Raw genomic sequence first — 17,058 nt, forward strand, 5'->3', positions numbered from 1 at the left:
ACTCAGCAGTAATAGTTCAAAACATACTTCTTTTCTTTCTGGAAATTTGAATAATTATCAAATCTTTTGTGAATACTCGGCTATAGATAACTCAAACACCACAAAAAAACTGCCCCAGAAAAACTGGGACAGCCATAAATTATTGTTGGTAACCATTCATTTGTTGTTGGGCTTGACGCACTAATCGCTTAGTGATTTCTCCGCCGACGGATCCGTTGGCACGCGATGTGGAGTCCGGTCCAAGGTTAACACCAAATTCTGCTGCGATTTCGTTCTTCATTTGGTCAATGGCTTGTTGTACTCCAGGAACAAGTAGTTGGTTTGAATTTCCGCTGTTTGGCATGTCGTTGTCACCTCCTTGTAACTATAGAATGGACTGTATCCGGAAAATCATGCAGATAAATTTTTAATTTATCGCAGTTTTTTTTTTGAAAAAAACTGCCCCGGGGAGATCCGGGACAGTTTCATTTGTTTTATTTTTGGTAGCCTTGCATTTGTGATTGGGCTTGACGCACTAATCGCTTAGTGATTTCTCCGCCGACGGATCCGTTGGCACGCGATGTGGAGTCCGGTCCAAGGTTAACACCAAATTCTGCTGCGATTTCGTTCTTCATTTGGTCTATAGCTTGTTGTACTCCTGGAACAAGAAGTTGGTTTGAGTTACCGCTGTTGTTGTTAGCCATGTTGTTGTCACCTCCTTGTGACTATAGAATGGACCGGATGCGGATTTTCATGCGAGGATTTTTATTGGTAATTTCATCCAACTCATAGGAGGTCTTCAAAATCATAATGGTTCTTTTCCTCTGAATCAGCTTCGATTACCGTTCTGTTTTTAACCGCTTCATCGATTAAAGGCTGAAAATCAAAAAAGCTTTCATAATGATGTACCTTTTCAAGTTTTGGTTTTGTTTTCGGATTTGAAGGTGTAAAGATTGTACAGCAATCCTCGAATGGTCTAATTGAAATATCGTACGTTCCAATTTTTTGAGAGATCTCAATAATTTCAAGCTTATCCATTGCAATAAGCGGTCTTAAAATTGGAGTCGTCGTTACTTCATTAATGGCCGTTAAACTTTCAAGCGTTTGACTAGCAACCTGCCAAGACTCTCCCTGTAACAATTGCCAATGCACCAATCTCTTCCCGTACCTTATCCGCGATTTGAAGCATCATTCTTCTTGTAGTCGTCATAGACAGATTATCCGGTACTTGTTGAACGACAGCTTGTTGAAGCTCCGTAAATGGGATTATATGAAGGCGGACAGATGCACCGAATGAGCTTAGTTGTTCTGTTAAATCCAATACTTTTCTTTTTGCCAATTCACTCGTATATGGCGGGCTTGCAAAATGGATTGCGTCGATGGATACACCGCGCTTCATAAGTTGGAAACCAGCGACCGGACTATCAATTCCACCTGACAACATTAATAATGAATGTCCATTTGACCCCACTGGCATTCCACCAGCACCTTTATATACTTTTGACGTTAGGAACGCACCTTCTTTTCGGATATCTACCAACAAAATGATATCCGGCTTTTTCATTTGGACGACAAGCTCTGGATAATGGCGCAATACATGTCCGCCGATTTCTTGTTGTAGTTCCCCGGTTACATATGGAAAGTCTTTATCAGCGCGTTTAATCTCCACTTTAAATGTACGGCCATCTGTTTCATCAGAACCGATTACTTCCAATGCTTTCGCCTTGATAGCATCTAAATCCGCTTCGCATTTTGCAACCGGACTAAATGATTGGATGCCAAAAATAGCGGAGAGCCTTTCCATCGCATTTTTCATATCATCCTGATCATCTGCGATTAAAAACATTCGATCTCGTTCAGCATTAATACGAGTTGTGCGTAAATCCCGTATTGCAGCATGTATATTGTTTTTCAATTTACGTACAAATACGTTCCGATTCCGACCTTTCAAAGATATTTCACCGTACCGTATTAAAATTTCATTCCATTCCATTTATTAAATTCCCCTCTCAATCAATTCCACGAATTGTCGTAAAACCTTTATGAATGTCTCTATTTCCGCCTCAGTGTTAGTGTTGCCGAAACTTACACGGATGACACCGTTTTTAAAGTTTTTATCCAAGCCGATTGCTTCAATGACATGACTTGCACTTTTATTTTTCGAGAAGCAGGCACTTGATGTGGAAATAATAATGCCTTGTTCTTGAAAATAATTGATGGCGACTTCTCCTTTAATGGACTTGAACGCTAACGATATTATATGAGGAGCTGCATTTTGTGGAGAAAGGACTTCAACAAGTTCAATTTCATCACAAACATTAATAATTTTATTTCTCCATTCCCTAAAATGTTTGCTCTCATTATTCACAGCGCTTATTCTCATTGCTTTTGCCATGGAAACAGCATTTGGAACGGATACTGTCCCGCTTCTTAAACCATTTTCTTGGCCGCCACCGAAATTTATAGCATTTGGTTTAATAGGTTTTTTCAAAAACAATGCACCAGAACCTTTTAGTCCATTAATTTTATGAGCTGAAATTGTAATAGCGTCAACACCCAATGACTCCATACTTACTGGGAGTTTTCCAAAACTTTGTACACAATCCGAATGGAAAATGGCTCGTCCATTTCTTTTTATTAACTCTGCACATTGAGAAATCGGTTGTATCGTTCCAATTTCATTATTAACATGCATGATACTGACAAGTATTGTTTCTTTTTTCAACTTACTTTCCAATTCTTTTAATGAAATCATGCCAGAATCGTCGACCGGAAGATAATCGATTTCAAATCCTTCTCCTTCTAATTGGCGACATGCATTTAAAATCGAAGGATGTTCAATCTCGGTCGTAATAATATGATTGCCCCTTGTTTTATAAGCTTGGGCAAACCCAATTATCGCCAAGTTATTCGCTTCCGTTCCTCCAGATGTGATGACAACTTCTCCATCTTCATTGTCAATAAGAGTAAGCATCTGTTCTTTTGAACGCTTTAACAAAACCTCCGCTTCCCTTCCCATTCGATGAAGAGATGCAGGATTCGCGTAAAAGCGCATGTTGGCTGCTATAAAAGACTCAAGCACACTTTCATTCGGCTGTGTCGTTGCACTATTATCAAAATAAATCATAAATAACTACCCTCTCTATAAAAAAATCTTGCATGAATTGGCAAGGATTTCCGCTTCGGCGGACGCTTTCCGCGGGCACGGCTTCAATCTCCTCGTCGCTTTGCTCCTGCGGGGCTTTCAGCTCGTGCTGTTCCCGCAGGAGTCGCCGCCCTCCGCTTCAATCAACGATATAGTAACTGCTAATATTTCATTACACATTTACGTGACAAAGCCACCTGCACTAATGCCGGTGGCTTTTTTTCTTACACATGCTCTTTCAACATCTCTTCTATCCGTTTCATCGAACCCGGCTCAACTTCCTCAACCGCTGTCGCCGCTTCCTCTAATGCCTTCGCATAACGGAATTGCCTGAATGACTCCTCCGCCATCAGCAAACGCTCATTCATCGCAGGATTTGCGGCACGATACCTATTTCCATATTGGATAATTCGTTCGATGAGCATGACATTTTCCAATAGCTCCTCTACTTTACCCTTTACATCTTCCACCACAACCGTCGCATTTGCCAAATAGCCGTCAACAACTGCCATATTCAATGGAACTTCCTGTAAGCTTTGGCTAACCAAATACAATTGCTCTTCCGCTTCTTCAAGACGGGCATCCATCTCATCAGGAATACCAGGAATGTTCCCCCGATGTAATTTCCGATCTACATTTTGCAGTTCCTTAGAAAGATTATTCAACTTGTTTCTAACGTTATTTTCGTCAATCCGAAGGTTTTTCATACGGTTTGCAAGTCTTTCCCGTTCCTCTTCAATTCCTTCAAGTTCATCCGAGATTTCCTTTAGCTCCGTTTGCAATGAAGAATAGGCGGATTCTTCATCCTGTAGCAAAATCGTTAAAGTATCATAGCGTTTCTGTAAAGTTTCAAGCTTTTTCAAACTTAACTGGGGTATCTTTGCTTCCTTTTCATCCAAGCGATAACTTTGCTGAACGTAAGTTGCTTCATCAGAAGTTTCTTTTGTCAATTGGGTGATAGCAGCAAGACTTTCTTCGATTTCATTAAAATATAATTCGACGTAATGTCTAGCGTTCACTTCATTTTCAAGCGCATCATAGAACGAGTCAATCCGGTCATGCATTTCCGTAACTTGCTGTCTAACTGAATCGATTTCCAAATCGGCCATTTTGGCTAACTGCCCTTCAATGCCTTCTTCAATTTCAGTTAATTGCTTTGTCAGCTCAAGATGCTTCAATGAATACGATTGACCTTCCATTTCCCTGATCCCGTTCCGTAATTCCCTGATAGCTGCCGGTATTTTGCTTTGAAGTTCTATAAGCAATGATGGAATATCATGAATCAGAATTGAAAGTTGCTCTCCTCTTGATGTGAGTGTTAATACAATTTCACGCGCTAATAAATAGTTTCCATTTGCGGTCAACTCATCATACTCTTGAAATTTCGGTGTGAATGCCTCAAGTTCCTTTTCCAAAGGTCCAACAGTCATCCCGAATGCGTGTTGATGGGCTAAAATTGTTTTACGCGCTTGGCGATATTGTTCACGAAGTTTCTCTATTTCAATGCGGTTCTTTTCTTCGCTGCCAATCAATTCATTCAGCTCATCTAAAATTTCATTTTTCTTCTTGTCGCATTGTCGGATTTTTTCCTGGATCTCTTTTTCGAAGGATGTAGCCTTTTTAAATCGGAACCGATCAACCATATCTTCCGCATCAAATAGTAAGGTATCAATTTTAGGCATATGTACGTCGATGACTTCTGTCCATTCACTGCGCCACCGTTCAAACTTCTCCTCTGTTTCACCAGTCATATTCAACTGTTTGACTTTCATCATTTCTTCAAAAATCGGCTTGTTCTGGATTTGCATTTTTTCATGTTCAAGCCTACCAATTTCTCGTATATGTTTTCGCCTGAATAAAAAGGCGATGCTCATAAGTACAAGTAAAACTATTATTGGAATGATGAAGTATTTCATCATTGTGATCCCCCTATTCCGAAGTCACTTATATAAAGTTAAATAACGTAAATTTTCGTTTCTCAGTTTAAACATACTTCAACCACTGTAAAATAATATTATCTTATATAGTAACATGTTTAAAGTGTTTTCGTATCGAAAACGGACGAATTATAGGGAAAAAGGTGTTTTTCCGTCAAAATGCGCGAAATTTGTAGAATGTATGAAAGAAACGTATACTTGAAGTATTATTTTTGGGGGTGTTTTTTTGTTTACTGCTATGACTTATTCTGATAAACCGAAAGAAAAATACAGCCAGTTGACAAGTCAGCTTGACGCCTTGCTTTCTGGTGAGCCAAATCGCTTCGCAAATTTAAGCAATGCATCTGCTTTATTGAATCAGTTCTTTGACCGTATCAATTGGGTGGGCTTCTATTTATTAGACGGTGAGGACGAACTTGTCCTTGGGCCATTTCAAGGGCTTCCGGCTTGTATTAGAATTCCGCTTGGAAGGGGCGTTTGCGGAACGTCCGCATTGAACCGAGAAACGATTTTAGTTCCGGATGTCGATCAGTTCCCTGGCCATATCGCTTGTGATTCCGCTTCTCGTTCGGAGATTGTCGTTCCACTTATAAAGGACGGCAACTTGCTTGGAGTACTTGATATTGACAGCCCTGAGCTTGACCGTTTTAACGATGATGACCGAGAAGGTTTAGAAGAGCTTGTAAAAGTTTTAGTTAAACATATATGAAAAAACATGGCCCGAAAAAAGCTACGGGCCATGTTTTTAATTAGCATGCAATGAGTTGGTTTTCTCCAATATGGTAAACGCCGATTTTAGATCGGCAATCAAATCTTCTGGATGTTCAAGTCCTACCGATAAACGGAGTAAAGAATCCGATATCCCCATTTTGCCACGCTCTTCCTCAGGTACGGATGAATGTGTCATTGTGGCAGGGTGTTGAATAAGCGTCTCAGCATCACCAAGGCTTACAGCGATTTTTATCAACGAAAGGCTATCCATGAATAACTGGGCACCCTTTTTACCGCCTTTCACTGTAAATGATATCAATCCCCCGCCTGCCTTCATTTGACGTTCAGCAATTTCATATTGAGGATTCCCCTTGTCAAATGGGTAGTAAATATCTTCAACTAAACTTTGGCCTTTTAAATAGACTAAGAGCTTTTCCGCGTTGGCTGTATGTCTTTCCATTCGGACTGGTAATGTTTTTAACCCACGGATCAATAACCATGCATCGAATGGCGACATAATGGCTCCATAGTCCTTTTGAACGCTATATCTGAGCTTCTCCATCTCGTCAGCATCTTTTCCTACAAGCAATCCTGCGATAACATCTCCATGACCATTAATATACTTCGTTGCGCTGTGGAGAACGAAGTCGGCTCCAATGGCCAACGGATTTTGTAAATATGGAGAGGTGAATGTATTGTCAACAACAACACGGAGACCATGTTTCTTTGCAACCTTCACGATTAAATGCAAATCTACCAATTCCATTGTTGGATTAATAGGCGTTTCAACGTAAATACATACCGTTTCAGGTGTGATCGCCTGTTCAATCTCCTCTTCGCTTGTCATGCTGATCAAACTATGTGTAATGTTGTATTTTTCTTTCATTATATTTAATAAGCCAAACGTACAGCCGTAAATTCCCCTTGAACAAAGTATATGGTCCCCAGCCTTAGTCAAGTGGACCAGAATGGAGCTTACTGCAGCCATCCCAGAACCGAATGCAAGCGCACCACCGCCCTCCTCAAGTGCAGTCATTCTTTCCTCTAAAACACGGACGGTCGGATTTCCAATTCTGGAATAGATATTGCCCGCCTCTTCCCCCGAAAAACGTTTTTCCCCCTGTTCGGCAGTATCAAAAGAATATGTCGATGTCTGATAAAGTGGTACCGCTAGACTACCATGATGTTTCGTATCGTCATAACCTTCATGCACTACAAGTGTGTCTTTGTGTAATTTGTTCTTTTTCATCCCAATCCCGCCTTTCTTCAAATGTAAGCACTTACATTCCCTGATTTCATTCTACACTTTTTATCTTAAAAGAAAAAGAGAAAAGGAGTAACTTCAGCAAAGTCCATTTGCTGAAGCCACTCCATGTATGATGAATTGGTTTTTCCCATTTCCTTTTGCCTGATATAAGGCTTTGTCGATTGATTGAAACAGTTCGTTAAAAGAGGTACCTTCGTTTGGTAACCATTCGCCCATACCAATAGATACTGTCACGCTTGGTTCTGTAATAGCGGGTATTTCTTTAACAAGTAATTGGGCAAATTCCACGCCGCTTTCGAACGAAACATTAGGTAGGAAAATTGCTATCTCTTCTCCACCCCATCTGCTTGCAAAACCTATTCCATCCAATTTTAAACTAATAAAGGATGCCATTTGCTGTAAGACAATGTCACCAATATAATGGCCGAATGTGTCATTTACCAATTTGAAATCATCAATATCCATCAACAGAAATATACCTGATTCCCCATTTTCTATCGATGAAGCTACATACTGATCAAAATACGTTCTGGTAAATAACTTAGTCAGATTATCCTTGTTAACAAGATCTTGCAATTGGTCACGAAGCATAACGTTCGAAATCGCCAATGAGGAATGACCAATGAGCGAACGTAGAAGCTTGAAATTATCAAATGAGAAGGAATCATCCTTATGTAAAAGGATGACAAACCCAATCATATTCACGTTATTTGTGATTGGAAGTGCTACAAGCGAAGTAAAACCAGAGATTTCTTCATCACTTTTACTATTTACATCAAAAATCGAATCTTCCCCATTCTGTAAACGTGAAAGAATGTTTTCGACTACCTTCAGACCTTCCTCCTGTTTAAAAAAGGAGGTATTGGAAGTTAGAGCAATTGAATCGACGGCTTCCCCTGTATTGTAACAAACGCCATTTCATCTGGACTGAAAGCATTCCTGAACTGCACGTCAAGATAGTCATACATATCCTCTATATCCAAATTACTATTCAATTCCTTGGAAGTTTCATCGACCAATTGCAAATCACTTACAAGACGGTATGATTGTTCGTATAAATTTGCGTTTTCAAGGGCACTTCCCGCAACATTTGTTATCAATTTTATAAAGTTTTTTTGAGTAGCTGTAAAGTCAGTCCCATTAACTGCTACGATTTGCAAAACCCCATAAGTACCTTGTCTTCCCCCAATTGCAGCATTCATCAAGATGCCATTAAGATCTTCCGCGTTTTTCTCGATCGTTAAATCGCCAGATAAAAATGCATCAACAGCCGAAGCACGTTCATTCACATAATCGAATAAACGATAACCCTTTGTCTTATCGTTATATTCCTGAGAAAGCAGGAGTTGCACTTCATATCCGGAAAAGGACTTGAGTACCGCCCTCATCATTTCCTCAATGATCACATCGCTGTCCATTGTCGAATTAAAGTGTTCCGTCACTTCAAACAAGCGTCTATACATCGACTCATTGTCAGATAGCTGATGAACTTTCACGACTTGACCAACAAAAGTGCCAAGCACCTTCTTTACATCTTTCAAATAAGGTGATTCAGCAAATGAATGCCATTTGTCAGTCGCTGTAAAGATTAGGGCTGCAAGCGGATTTAGCCTGTTATCACGAATAATAAGTGAATCCTCATTTATATCACCCGTATGAGCTAACAGCGAAATGTTAACAATTGGATAATCCTTTGTTGTACGGGATTTACTCCCATTTCCCATAATTTTACCTTCTATCAATGGAATAAAACGATTATTATCATATAAAAGAATATCTGCATTCATAATTTCAAAATGACTCATAAACATCCTTTTGCATTCATGAAGCATTTCTTCCATTGATAGTTCATCAATCTTACTTGAAAACAAATCGAAAACAGCACATTTCATTTCAATAACCGTAAGTTCATGATTATACATACTATCCCCTCATCTACCGTTCACCGATATCTATAAACATATTGTAATTCAACTATCCTTTATTAACCAGTGTTTACTATTGGGTCTTCCAATTATAAAAAAGGAAAATAACTTGACTGTCATTCTAATAATTGTTAAGATGGAACTTGTGTAAAATAGTTGCAGCAGTTGTATGATCCATGCTGTCCAGTCTATTCCTTTCAACAAGGTGCATCGTGTAACCTCGAGGCTGCTGAGGCGAGGATGCAAGAAATAGAATGGCACAAGGATTGAATACATCTGGTTCTTATTTTACAACAAAATAAAACCAAAATAGAGGAGGAGTCTCTTATGGCTCGTTATACAGGTCCATCTTGGAAACTTTCCCGTCGTCTTGGCGTTTCGCTAAGCGGTACAGGAAAAGAAATCGAAAAACGCCCTACGCACCAGGACAACACGGTCCTACTCAACGTAAAAAACTTTCCGAATACGGAATGCAATTACAAGAAAAACAAAAACTTCGTTTCATGTTCGGCGTGAACGAACGTCAATTTAAAACTGTTTTCAACAAAGCTGGTAAAATGCCTGGTAAACACGGTGAAAACTTCATGATTCTTCTTGAAACTCGCCTTGACAACCTTGTATACCGCATGGGTCTTGCACGCACTCGTCGTGCAGCACGCCAACTTGTTAACCACGGTCACATCATGGTTGACGGCAAGCGCGTTGATATCCCATCTTACAGCGTAAAAATTGGTCAAGAGATCTCTCTTCGTGAAAAATCTCAAAACCTTGATGTTGTTAACGAAGCTCTTGAAGTGAACAGCTATGTTCCTGAGTACGTTACTTTCAATGCTGACACTAAAGTCGGTTCATTCGTACGTATGCCTGAGCGCAGCGAACTTGCTGCTGAAATTAACGAAGCTCTTATCGTTGAGTTCTACTCTCGTTAATATTAAGAATCATAAAAGCTTTAGAAACCTTGATCCGTCAAGGTTTCTAAAGCTTTTTTTCTGCTGATAAATAATGGATTCGGAATGAAATCAATCTGAATCCTTCAGCCATCATTTGAAACCACTATTCCATTTTGCCTGATCAATAATTGATCTGGATATCATAATGTAATTCTTAAAATCATCGGTTGTAAATTGATTTAGTTTACTTAAATGATATTCATATTCCTCTTTATCAAGCTCTTTATGATAATCATAAACCACACTCCCCTTGGCTGTTAATTCAATAATAACCTCTCGATTATTATTAGGGTTTTTATATTTAACGGCTAACCCTTTATTAACGAGTTTATCAACCATTTGGGAAACGGCACCTTTCGTGCGATTAGTAATAGTAGCAATCTCTGAAGTAGTTGTTTTTATTTTGTCTCCAATTAAATTAAGCGTATGAACCTCCACCATATAAAGTTCATCCTCAGTTCCATATTTCCTTGGGACACTTTCGTAGGAACTAATAAATCGAGACACCTCATAAAGCGTTTCCATAAGTTCAAAAAAAACTTCCTCTCTTTCCAAATTTCCACCTACTTTCATTGTGAAGCTTATCATTATAACTGATTGTAGCATAGATTAAGAGTTGTATTTCATTCTATAACGCTTTATTAAGATACGATTTACATTATTTAAAAGATATCGAAAATACTGTTGACAATAAAATGGTTTAGGTGCTAAACTGTTTTTGAAACAAAATGTAAGCGCTTTTATTCATTACGAGTATCGATTATCAAACCAAGGGGGAGAAAGAGGATGAAATACAATTTTGATGAAATGGTAGATCGAAGAAATACTTATTCTTTAAAATGGGATGGTGGTGACTTAATTAAACAGGTTGGTTTAACAGAGAGGTATGATAATGAGACAATTCCATTATTTACAGCTGATATGGATTTACCTGTCCCGCAACCATTGATAGATGCGCTTCACAAAACTGTTGAGCATCGTATTTTTGGGTATTCCGTTTTTCCTGATGAGTACTATGATTCTATTCAGCATTGGTTTAGAAAGAGACATGACTGGACAATCAAAAAGGAGGAAATCGTATATAGCCCTGGAACAGTTCATGCATTGAATATAGCTGTAAAAGCATTAACCAATCCTGGGGATGGCGTCATTATTCAACCACCTGTTTATCCTCCATTTACAACAGCTGTAGAAGGGAATGGCAGGGTTGTAAGACATAACGCCATGAAATGTGATTCTGAAGGCTATTACTCAATTGATTTTGAGGATTTTGAAGCAAAAGCCAAAGAAGAAAACACAAAAATGTTTATTCTATGTAATCCCCATAATCCTACCGGAAGAATTTTTACTGTAGAAGAATTGAAAAAGCTCTCTGATATTTGTGCAGAAAATGATGTCATCATTGTTGCTGATGAAATTCATGGGGATCTTATAAGAAAGAATCAAACCTTTACTCCTTTAGCAAAGATTGCGGACAATACAGATCATATTATTACTTGTACAGCAATTAATAAAACTTTTAATGTCGCTGGGCTTCATTGTACAAATGTCATCATCTCAAATACAGAGATGAGAAACACCTTTACTGAAGCAATGGGTATGCAGCTACCATCTCCGTTTACAGTTTCAGCTCTTATTGCTGTCTACAACGAAGGAGAAGAATGGCTAGAGCAATTAAATCAATATATTGATGACACCATGGATTATGTGAAGAGTTTCTTAGCAGAGAACTTGCCTACAGTAAAAGTGAACATTCCCGAAGGAACCTACGTTATGTGGCTGGATTTTAGGGGTTATGGACTCTCATCTAAAGAGGTTCATGATCGTATTTACAATAAAGCGAATGTCTTACTTGAGGATGGGGATATGTTCGGAGATGGTGGAGAAGGTTTTCAAAGAATTTGCATTCCATCACCTCGTCCACTCATAAAAGAAGCACTTGAAAGAATCGCTTTGGAATTTCAGGATGTAGAAGCTATAAATCTTATAAAAGCATAGGAAGTATAATAAACAATTACATTGGGAACACAAATGGGGGAAAAACATGGAACATACACATACACAAGCTGTCGTAACCGAAAATATTCCGATAACAGAGCAAAAACAATCTTCAACTAAAGATCTAAAAAGAGTTTTAGGTAGAGGGGACCTAATGTCCATTGCAATCGGACAAATTATTGGGGCTGGGCTATTCGCATTGGCTGGAGTAGCCATTGGCATGACTGGAAAGTCTGTAAACATTGCGTTCATGATTGCCGCAGTGTTTGTTATCATTATGGCATTTACCCAGATTGTAGTTGCTGGAACGGTTCGATTGAGGGGTGGGTTTTATACACAAGCAGCACTTCTTGTTGGGAATCGATTTGCTGGATTCTATACAATTATCTATATAATAACTAATATTTCAATAGCAATGTATGCTTTATCCTTTGCAGACTATTTCTTAGCGCTAATTCCTGGAATAAATTCTACATTAATTGCTGTTACAATCCTGACCATTTTTTATTTAGCGAATTTATTTGGTGTAAAAGAAGCAGCTAAGGTACAAACGATTATGGTTATTGTTATGGCTTTAGCATTAACGTTATTCGTTGTTTTCGGGATGCCGCATATTCAGCCTGGTTATTTTTCAGGTGCAGAGTTCATGCCAGGAGGAATTACAGGATTGTTTGCTGCTGCTGCCTTGTTGACTTTTGCGACAGGTGGAGCTTCTGTTGTTATAAACTTTGGTGCAGAAGCAAAAAATCCAACAAAAGATATCCCATTCGTTTTGATCGTTTCAACGGTTTTAGTTGCAATAATCTATGCTTTTATCGCTACAGTTGCTGCAGGTGTATTGCCTATTAGCGAAGTTGCAAATAAACCGCTAACTGTTGTAGCCTTTGAAATTTTACCTTATCCAATATATGTATTCTTTATTGTTGGCGGCGCCATGTTTGCTTTGGCCACAACTCTAAATGCGACATTAGGATGGGTAACGAAACCGGTGCTTCAAGCTAGTATTGACGGATGGCTTCCAAAACGGTTAGGAGCAATTAATGAAAAATATAAAACTCCACATATACTGTTAACCATCTTTTACATTTTGGGGTTAATCCCGATTATTACCGGCTGGAATATAGGTGGAATAGCAAGTTTTGCACTAATTCTAAATAATGTTTTACTCCTAGTACTTTCAATCGCTACAGTTAGATTACCGAAAGTAGTTCCTGATTTGTGGGCAAAATCGAAGTTTCGCACTTCAAAAACAACCCTTTGGATCATAAGTATTTTAGCCACATTGACATCTGGCTTCCAAGTTTACTTATTATCTAAGGATTTAAGCATAAATTTGGTTCTGGGAAACATTGTAATACTTGCTCTTGCAAGTTCATATGCAATTTGGAAATACAAATCTGGTAAAGTTCAAATGGAAATAAGCTACGAAGAAGATTGACTATGTTTTTTTAACTGGAGGCTATAAATTGACAAACAATAGTTTATTTCAAAAATCAAATGCTAGTAGATTAATGGAGTTAGGAAAACTTGCCCCGGACACATTCAAAGCATTTATTGCATTTGATCGATTAGCTTTAGCAGAAGGTCTTATTCCGAAGAGAACTAAGGAACTAATTGCTGTAGCAATTGCGCATGTAACGGGCTGTCCTTACTGCATTGAAGCACATGTAACAGCAGCTAAAAAATTAGAAGCTTCTAAAGAGGAAATCCAAGAAGCAATTATGGTTGCTACGGCTTTAAAAGCTGGTTCCGCACTAGCCCATGGCTTAAACGGACTAAACGCTTATGATGGAGCTGAAGAGGACTATGATCTATATAGTAGATCAAATATGTTGCGATTTAAGGAATTCGGCGCGTTAAACCCCGAAACATTTAAATCCTTCAATAAATTTGATATGGAAGCCATGAAACCGGGATTAATAAGTAGAAAAGATAAAGAACTTATGGCAATTGCAGTTGCTCATGTTACTGGTTGTGCCTATTGTATTGAACTACACACAAAAAAAGCGAAAGAGTTAGATATTTCCATGGAGGAGATTACTGAGGCGATTTTTGTAGCCACAGCATTAAAAGCAGGTTCTGCTAGCCCTTAGCGTTAATGCATTAAATGCATTTGAAGGGTAATGACAGAGTTAAAAGACACTTCACTGATGAATGGAAGGAATTAGAGTAATAAAAAAGGTGCTTTACCATCAAGTTTAAATCAAAACTGTTCATTTATAACGCAAGATACTGATATAACAGCATTCTTGCGTTATTTTTTTTGCTTTTTCCAACGCCGTTTTTCTTAAAATTTCCTCCGATATTGCTTTTGCAATATCAAGGGGTTATTTTTCCTCTAACAACTCTTTCAACTGCTCAAGTACGACTGCAAACGGCTGCGCCTCCCCCACTTTCCTGAATTCCCTAAATAGGTCACCGATTGTTTTCATCCGTTCCATCACGGTATTTATTGTAAATTGCTCAGGTCTTAATGATTCCCCTACCTCTTCCCACTTCAACGGCGTAGCGATTGTCCCTATTTCGGTACCCCTCGGCGAATAAGGAGCTACAATCGTTTTTCCTTCGTGGTGTTGGACATAATCCAGGTAAAGTTTGTTTCCTCTGTTTTTCTTCAACCGCTCCGTCGTAAACCATTCCGGTTCTTGGTCGCATAGGAAGTCCGAGACGAATTTTGTAAAGATGCGGGTTTCATCATAGGTGAAGGTGTTGAATGGGATCGGAATATATAGTTGCAACCCTTTACCGCCAGATGTTTTGACGAAGGAAGTTAGTTGGAATTGATCGAATATCGCTTTTAAACGTACTGCTGCCTCAACGGATAGGGAAAATTCTTCGACGGAGGGTGGGTCCAAATCGAAGACGATTTCTGTCGGCATTTTTGTATCGATTGTTTGAAAGGGAATATGGAATTCGAGCGCAAGTTGGTTCCTAACCAAAGTAATGTCGTGATATCATTGCAAACGATGTAGTCAATATCTTCATCCCTTGAAGTTTTCACAAAATCGGGAGCATAATCAGGAACGCTTTTTTGATAGAATTTTTCACCGGGAACACCGTGAGGAAAACGTATTAGTGTGAGATGCCGTTCTTGAAGGAACGGAAGCATGAATGGTGCCGCCATTTGCAAATATAGTAAGTAGTCGTCCTTCTCTATGCCACTCTTAGGCCAAACCGGCTTGTCGGGATGCGTGACTTGGACTTTCTCTGGAATCGGATTCAACTGTCTTAGCATATGCCGCCACTCACATTCTTCTGGGTTCATTTCAAATGCAAAAGAGTGGAACCTTGGCTCACGCAAATGCTTCCCGTCAAAGCTGATGCAATTTATGTTCGCACAGATAGAAGGTGCAATTTCATAAACGGAATCGCCAATGTTTATCCCATTCGAGAGAAATAATTCGCTTAACGTTTTCATTTCCTCGTCTGTCATACCATGCTTGAATGTTACCACCTCAATGACCTTGCCTTCATGATAGACAGCACCCGTAAAGAATCCATTCACCTGTTCATATTTCGTTATAATAATTGAAACTTGCCGCCAGTTTTTCACTTTCAACCATTGATTCGTCCGTTTTTCGTTGCTCCAAATGCTTTTCTTTTGCTTGGCAATGATCCCTTCCCCATTGCTGATTCTGACGTGATTCCACAATACCTTCTCCTCAGTGAATGTTTCTATCAATTGAAGGAGGCTTTCGTGCCGATACTGAACCTGGCATGGCAGCTCCATTTTTTCGAAGCACTTTTTAAGTTCCATTTTTCTCTTTTCAAGTGCGGACTTGGCCATATCCTTCCCCTTGAAAGTGATAAGATCGAAGACGATATATTGGCATGGGAAGGCCATCGAATGTTGAGCGATCACTTCTTTCTTCCGCATCCTCCCCCTCGTTTGCACGAAGGAGAATTCGCTTCTGAAATCGTTTTGCAAACAGACCAATTCCCCGTCAAAAACAATAGGCAGGAATGGTTTGATCAAATGTTCAATTCGACGGCAAGCTTCTATAATTTCTGGAAACATATCATTTAGCCGTTTTTCATTCCTACTGAATAGTTGGATTCCTTCTTTATTCCAATGAAGAATTGCTCGGAAACCGTCGTATTTCGTTTCATAAATCCATTCTTTCCCTACTGGTATTTCATTTGCATCAGACATTAACATTGGTTTCATTACATCGCTCTCCACTGTTTTTCTTAGTGTTAGACCGATTTCATTTCGTATACATAGGAATGAAAGATGCTCTCATACTAAAAATAAAAGCAGGTGACTTTATGCACACAGTATGGAAAGGCAGCATCAGTTTCGGATTAGTCAATATTCCAATCAAACTCCATGCAGCTACGGAAAATAATGATATTAAATTGCGCCAACTTCACAAGGAGTGCAATTCACCGATTAGTTATCAAAAGGTATGCCCTGTTTGTGATAGAGAAGTTCAGAATGAAGATATCGTGAAGGCATATGAGTATACAAAAAATAAGTTCGTCGTACTGGATGATGAAGAGTTAGAGAAGTTGAAGAAAGAAAATGAAGATAAAGCTGTGGAAATTATTGATTTTGTGAAGTTGGAGGAGATTGATCCAATTTATTTTGAAAAAAGCTATTTCATGGCACCCGATGCGAACGGCGGAAAGGCATACGCTTTATTGCGCAAGGCCTTAAAGGACTCCGGTAAAATTGGTGTAGCCAAAATCATTATCCGTTCGAAAGAGCAATTGGCTGTGTTGAGGGTTTATGAAGAGGCATTATTGATGAATACAATCCACTTTCCTGACGAAGTCAGAAATGTAGAGGATGTCGGGAATATTCCGAGCGAGGATACAGTCGTGCAAAAAGAACTGGATACCGCACTTTTATTGGTCGATCAACTGACGACTGTATTTGACCCGACAAAATATACTGATGAGTACAGAACGGCATTGATGGAATTGATTGAGGAGAAAAAGTCAGGCAATGCTACTGTTGCTGCGAAAGAGAAACAGCCAATTTCGCCATCGAATACAACCGATTTAATGGCTGCATTGCAAGCGTCTCTTGATAAGACTAAAAAGAAGAAACCCGCGTCTAGAAAAACGGACGACCGCGAAGAAGAATGCATGAAAATGTGAGGGGTTTATGCGTTATCACCGACTCTCGAGCGTTTATCAC

The 17,058-nt window shown here is 39.1% G+C and carries 13 protein-coding genes and 3 pseudogenes; 6 read left to right on the plus strand and 10 right to left on the minus strand.

The window, feature by feature from the left end; translation table 11 throughout:
* Positions 1 to 139: 139 nt before the first annotated feature.
* From QNH10_RS16730 to ezrA, 5 genes and pseudogenes are all read right to left on the minus strand, one after another.
* Positions 140 to 343, minus strand: coding sequence for an alpha/beta-type small acid-soluble spore protein (locus QNH10_RS16730; RefSeq protein ID WP_283732464.1), 204 nt, complete (start codon positions 341 to 343; stop codon positions 140 to 142).
* Between the two features lie 130 nt (positions 344 to 473).
* The gene (locus tag QNH10_RS16735) at positions 474 to 683 is read right to left on the minus strand and encodes an alpha/beta-type small acid-soluble spore protein (RefSeq protein ID WP_283732465.1); all 210 of its coding nucleotides are present in this window, start codon (positions 681 to 683) and stop codon (positions 474 to 476) included.
* An 82-nt stretch (positions 684 to 765) separates the two neighbouring features.
* Positions 766 to 1,972 (minus strand): annotated as a pseudogene (thiI, locus tag QNH10_RS16740) (tRNA uracil 4-sulfurtransferase ThiI).
* Between the two features lie 3 nt (positions 1,973 to 1,975).
* Positions 1,976 to 3,106, minus strand: a complete 1,131-nt coding sequence (locus QNH10_RS16745; protein ID WP_283732466.1) for a cysteine desulfurase family protein — start codon at positions 3,104 to 3,106, stop codon at positions 1,976 to 1,978.
* Positions 3,107 to 3,348: 242 nt separating this feature from the next.
* Positions 3,349 to 5,040, minus strand: a complete 1,692-nt coding sequence (gene ezrA / locus QNH10_RS16750; RefSeq protein ID WP_283734674.1) for a septation ring formation regulator EzrA — start codon at positions 5,038 to 5,040, stop codon at positions 3,349 to 3,351.
* A gap of 247 nt (positions 5,041 to 5,287) precedes the next feature.
* On the opposite strand from ezrA, the gene QNH10_RS16755 reads away from it, so the two are divergent.
* Complete coding sequence (locus tag QNH10_RS16755; RefSeq protein WP_283732467.1) at positions 5,288 to 5,770, plus strand: GAF domain-containing protein; 483 nt, start codon at positions 5,288 to 5,290, stop codon at positions 5,768 to 5,770.
* A 36-nt stretch (positions 5,771 to 5,806) separates the two neighbouring features.
* Here QNH10_RS16755 and megL read toward each other — a convergent pair whose 3' ends face one another.
* From megL to QNH10_RS16770, 3 genes are all read right to left on the minus strand, one after another.
* Positions 5,807 to 7,021: a methionine gamma-lyase gene (gene megL, locus QNH10_RS16760; RefSeq protein ID WP_283732468.1), complete on the minus strand. Its 1,215-nt coding sequence runs from the start codon at positions 7,019 to 7,021 to the stop codon at positions 5,807 to 5,809.
* Between the two features lie 93 nt (positions 7,022 to 7,114).
* Positions 7,115 to 7,738: a GGDEF domain-containing protein gene (locus QNH10_RS16765; protein WP_283732469.1), complete on the minus strand. Its 624-nt coding sequence runs from the start codon at positions 7,736 to 7,738 to the stop codon at positions 7,115 to 7,117.
* Positions 7,739 to 7,908: 170 nt separating this feature from the next.
* A complete protein-coding gene (locus QNH10_RS16770; RefSeq protein ID WP_283732470.1) occupies positions 7,909 to 8,961 on the minus strand; it encodes a hypothetical protein in 1,053 nt (350 codons plus the stop codon).
* Between the two features lie 330 nt (positions 8,962 to 9,291).
* Between QNH10_RS16770 and rpsD the strand changes: the two are divergent.
* Positions 9,292 to 9,893 (plus strand): annotated as a pseudogene (rpsD, locus tag QNH10_RS16775) (30S ribosomal protein S4).
* 111 nt (positions 9,894 to 10,004) lie between these two features.
* Here the strand turns inward: rpsD and QNH10_RS16780 are convergent.
* Positions 10,005 to 10,469, minus strand: coding sequence for a MarR family winged helix-turn-helix transcriptional regulator (locus QNH10_RS16780; protein ID WP_283732471.1), 465 nt, complete (start codon positions 10,467 to 10,469; stop codon positions 10,005 to 10,007).
* Positions 10,470 to 10,700: 231 nt separating this feature from the next.
* Between QNH10_RS16780 and QNH10_RS16785 the strand changes: the two genes are divergently transcribed.
* The 3 genes from QNH10_RS16785 to QNH10_RS16795 are packed head-to-tail and all read left to right on the plus strand — an operon-like array spanning position 10,701 to position 14,005.
* Positions 10,701 to 11,912 carry a MalY/PatB family protein gene (locus QNH10_RS16785; protein WP_283732472.1) on the plus strand — a complete coding sequence of 404 codons (1,212 nt, stop codon included), beginning with the start codon at positions 10,701 to 10,703 and terminating at the stop codon, positions 11,910 to 11,912.
* 46 nt (positions 11,913 to 11,958) lie between these two features.
* Positions 11,959 to 13,350 carry an APC family permease gene (locus tag QNH10_RS16790; protein ID WP_283732473.1) on the plus strand — a complete coding sequence of 464 codons (1,392 nt, stop codon included), beginning with the start codon at positions 11,959 to 11,961 and terminating at the stop codon, positions 13,348 to 13,350.
* A gap of 28 nt (positions 13,351 to 13,378) precedes the next feature.
* Complete coding sequence (locus QNH10_RS16795) at positions 13,379 to 14,005, plus strand: carboxymuconolactone decarboxylase family protein (RefSeq protein WP_347177899.1); 627 nt, start codon at positions 13,379 to 13,381, stop codon at positions 14,003 to 14,005.
* 234 nt (positions 14,006 to 14,239) lie between these two features.
* Here the strand turns inward: QNH10_RS16795 and QNH10_RS16800 are convergent.
* Positions 14,240 to 16,080, minus strand: a pseudogene (locus QNH10_RS16800) (DNA ligase D).
* A 101-nt stretch (positions 16,081 to 16,181) separates the two neighbouring features.
* Between QNH10_RS16800 and ku the strand changes: the two are divergent.
* Entirely contained in the window at positions 16,182 to 17,018 is an 837-nt protein-coding gene (gene ku / locus QNH10_RS16805) for a non-homologous end joining protein Ku (RefSeq protein ID WP_283732474.1), read from the plus strand.
* The last annotated feature ends 40 nt before the right edge of the window (positions 17,019 to 17,058 follow it).

It is taken from the genome of Sporosarcina thermotolerans, assembly GCF_030067815.1.
In the GTDB taxonomy this organism is placed as follows: Bacteria; Bacillota; Bacilli; order Bacillales_A; family Planococcaceae; genus Sporosarcina; species Sporosarcina thermotolerans.

Coding starts and splice junctions, on each gene's coding strand:
- QNH10_RS16735 (WP_283732465.1), bottom strand. CDS start 683: ATGGCTAACAACAACAGCGGTAACTCAAACCAACTTCTTGTTCCAGGA.
- QNH10_RS16730 (WP_283732464.1), bottom strand. CDS start 343: ATGCCAAACAGCGGAAATTCAAACCAACTACTTGTTCCTGGAGTACAA.
- QNH10_RS16745 (WP_283732466.1), bottom strand. CDS start 3,106: ATGATTTATTTTGATAATAGTGCAACGACACAGCCGAATGAAAGTGTG.
- QNH10_RS16765 (WP_283732469.1), bottom strand. CDS start 7,738: ATGATTGGGTTTGTCATCCTTTTACATAAGGATGATTCCTTCTCATTT.
- megL (WP_283732468.1), bottom strand. CDS start 7,021: ATGAAAAAGAACAAATTACACAAAGACACACTTGTAGTGCATGAAGGT.
- QNH10_RS16770 (WP_283732470.1), bottom strand. CDS start 8,961: ATGTATAATCATGAACTTACGGTTATTGAAATGAAATGTGCTGTTTTC.
- ku (WP_283732474.1), top strand. CDS start 16,182: ATGCACACAGTATGGAAAGGCAGCATCAGTTTCGGATTAGTCAATATT.
- QNH10_RS16790 (WP_283732473.1), top strand. CDS start 11,959: ATGGAACATACACATACACAAGCTGTCGTAACCGAAAATATTCCGATA.
- QNH10_RS16785 (WP_283732472.1), top strand. CDS start 10,701: ATGAAATACAATTTTGATGAAATGGTAGATCGAAGAAATACTTATTCT.
- ezrA (WP_283734674.1), bottom strand. CDS start 5,040: ATGAAATACTTCATCATTCCAATAATAGTTTTACTTGTACTTATGAGC.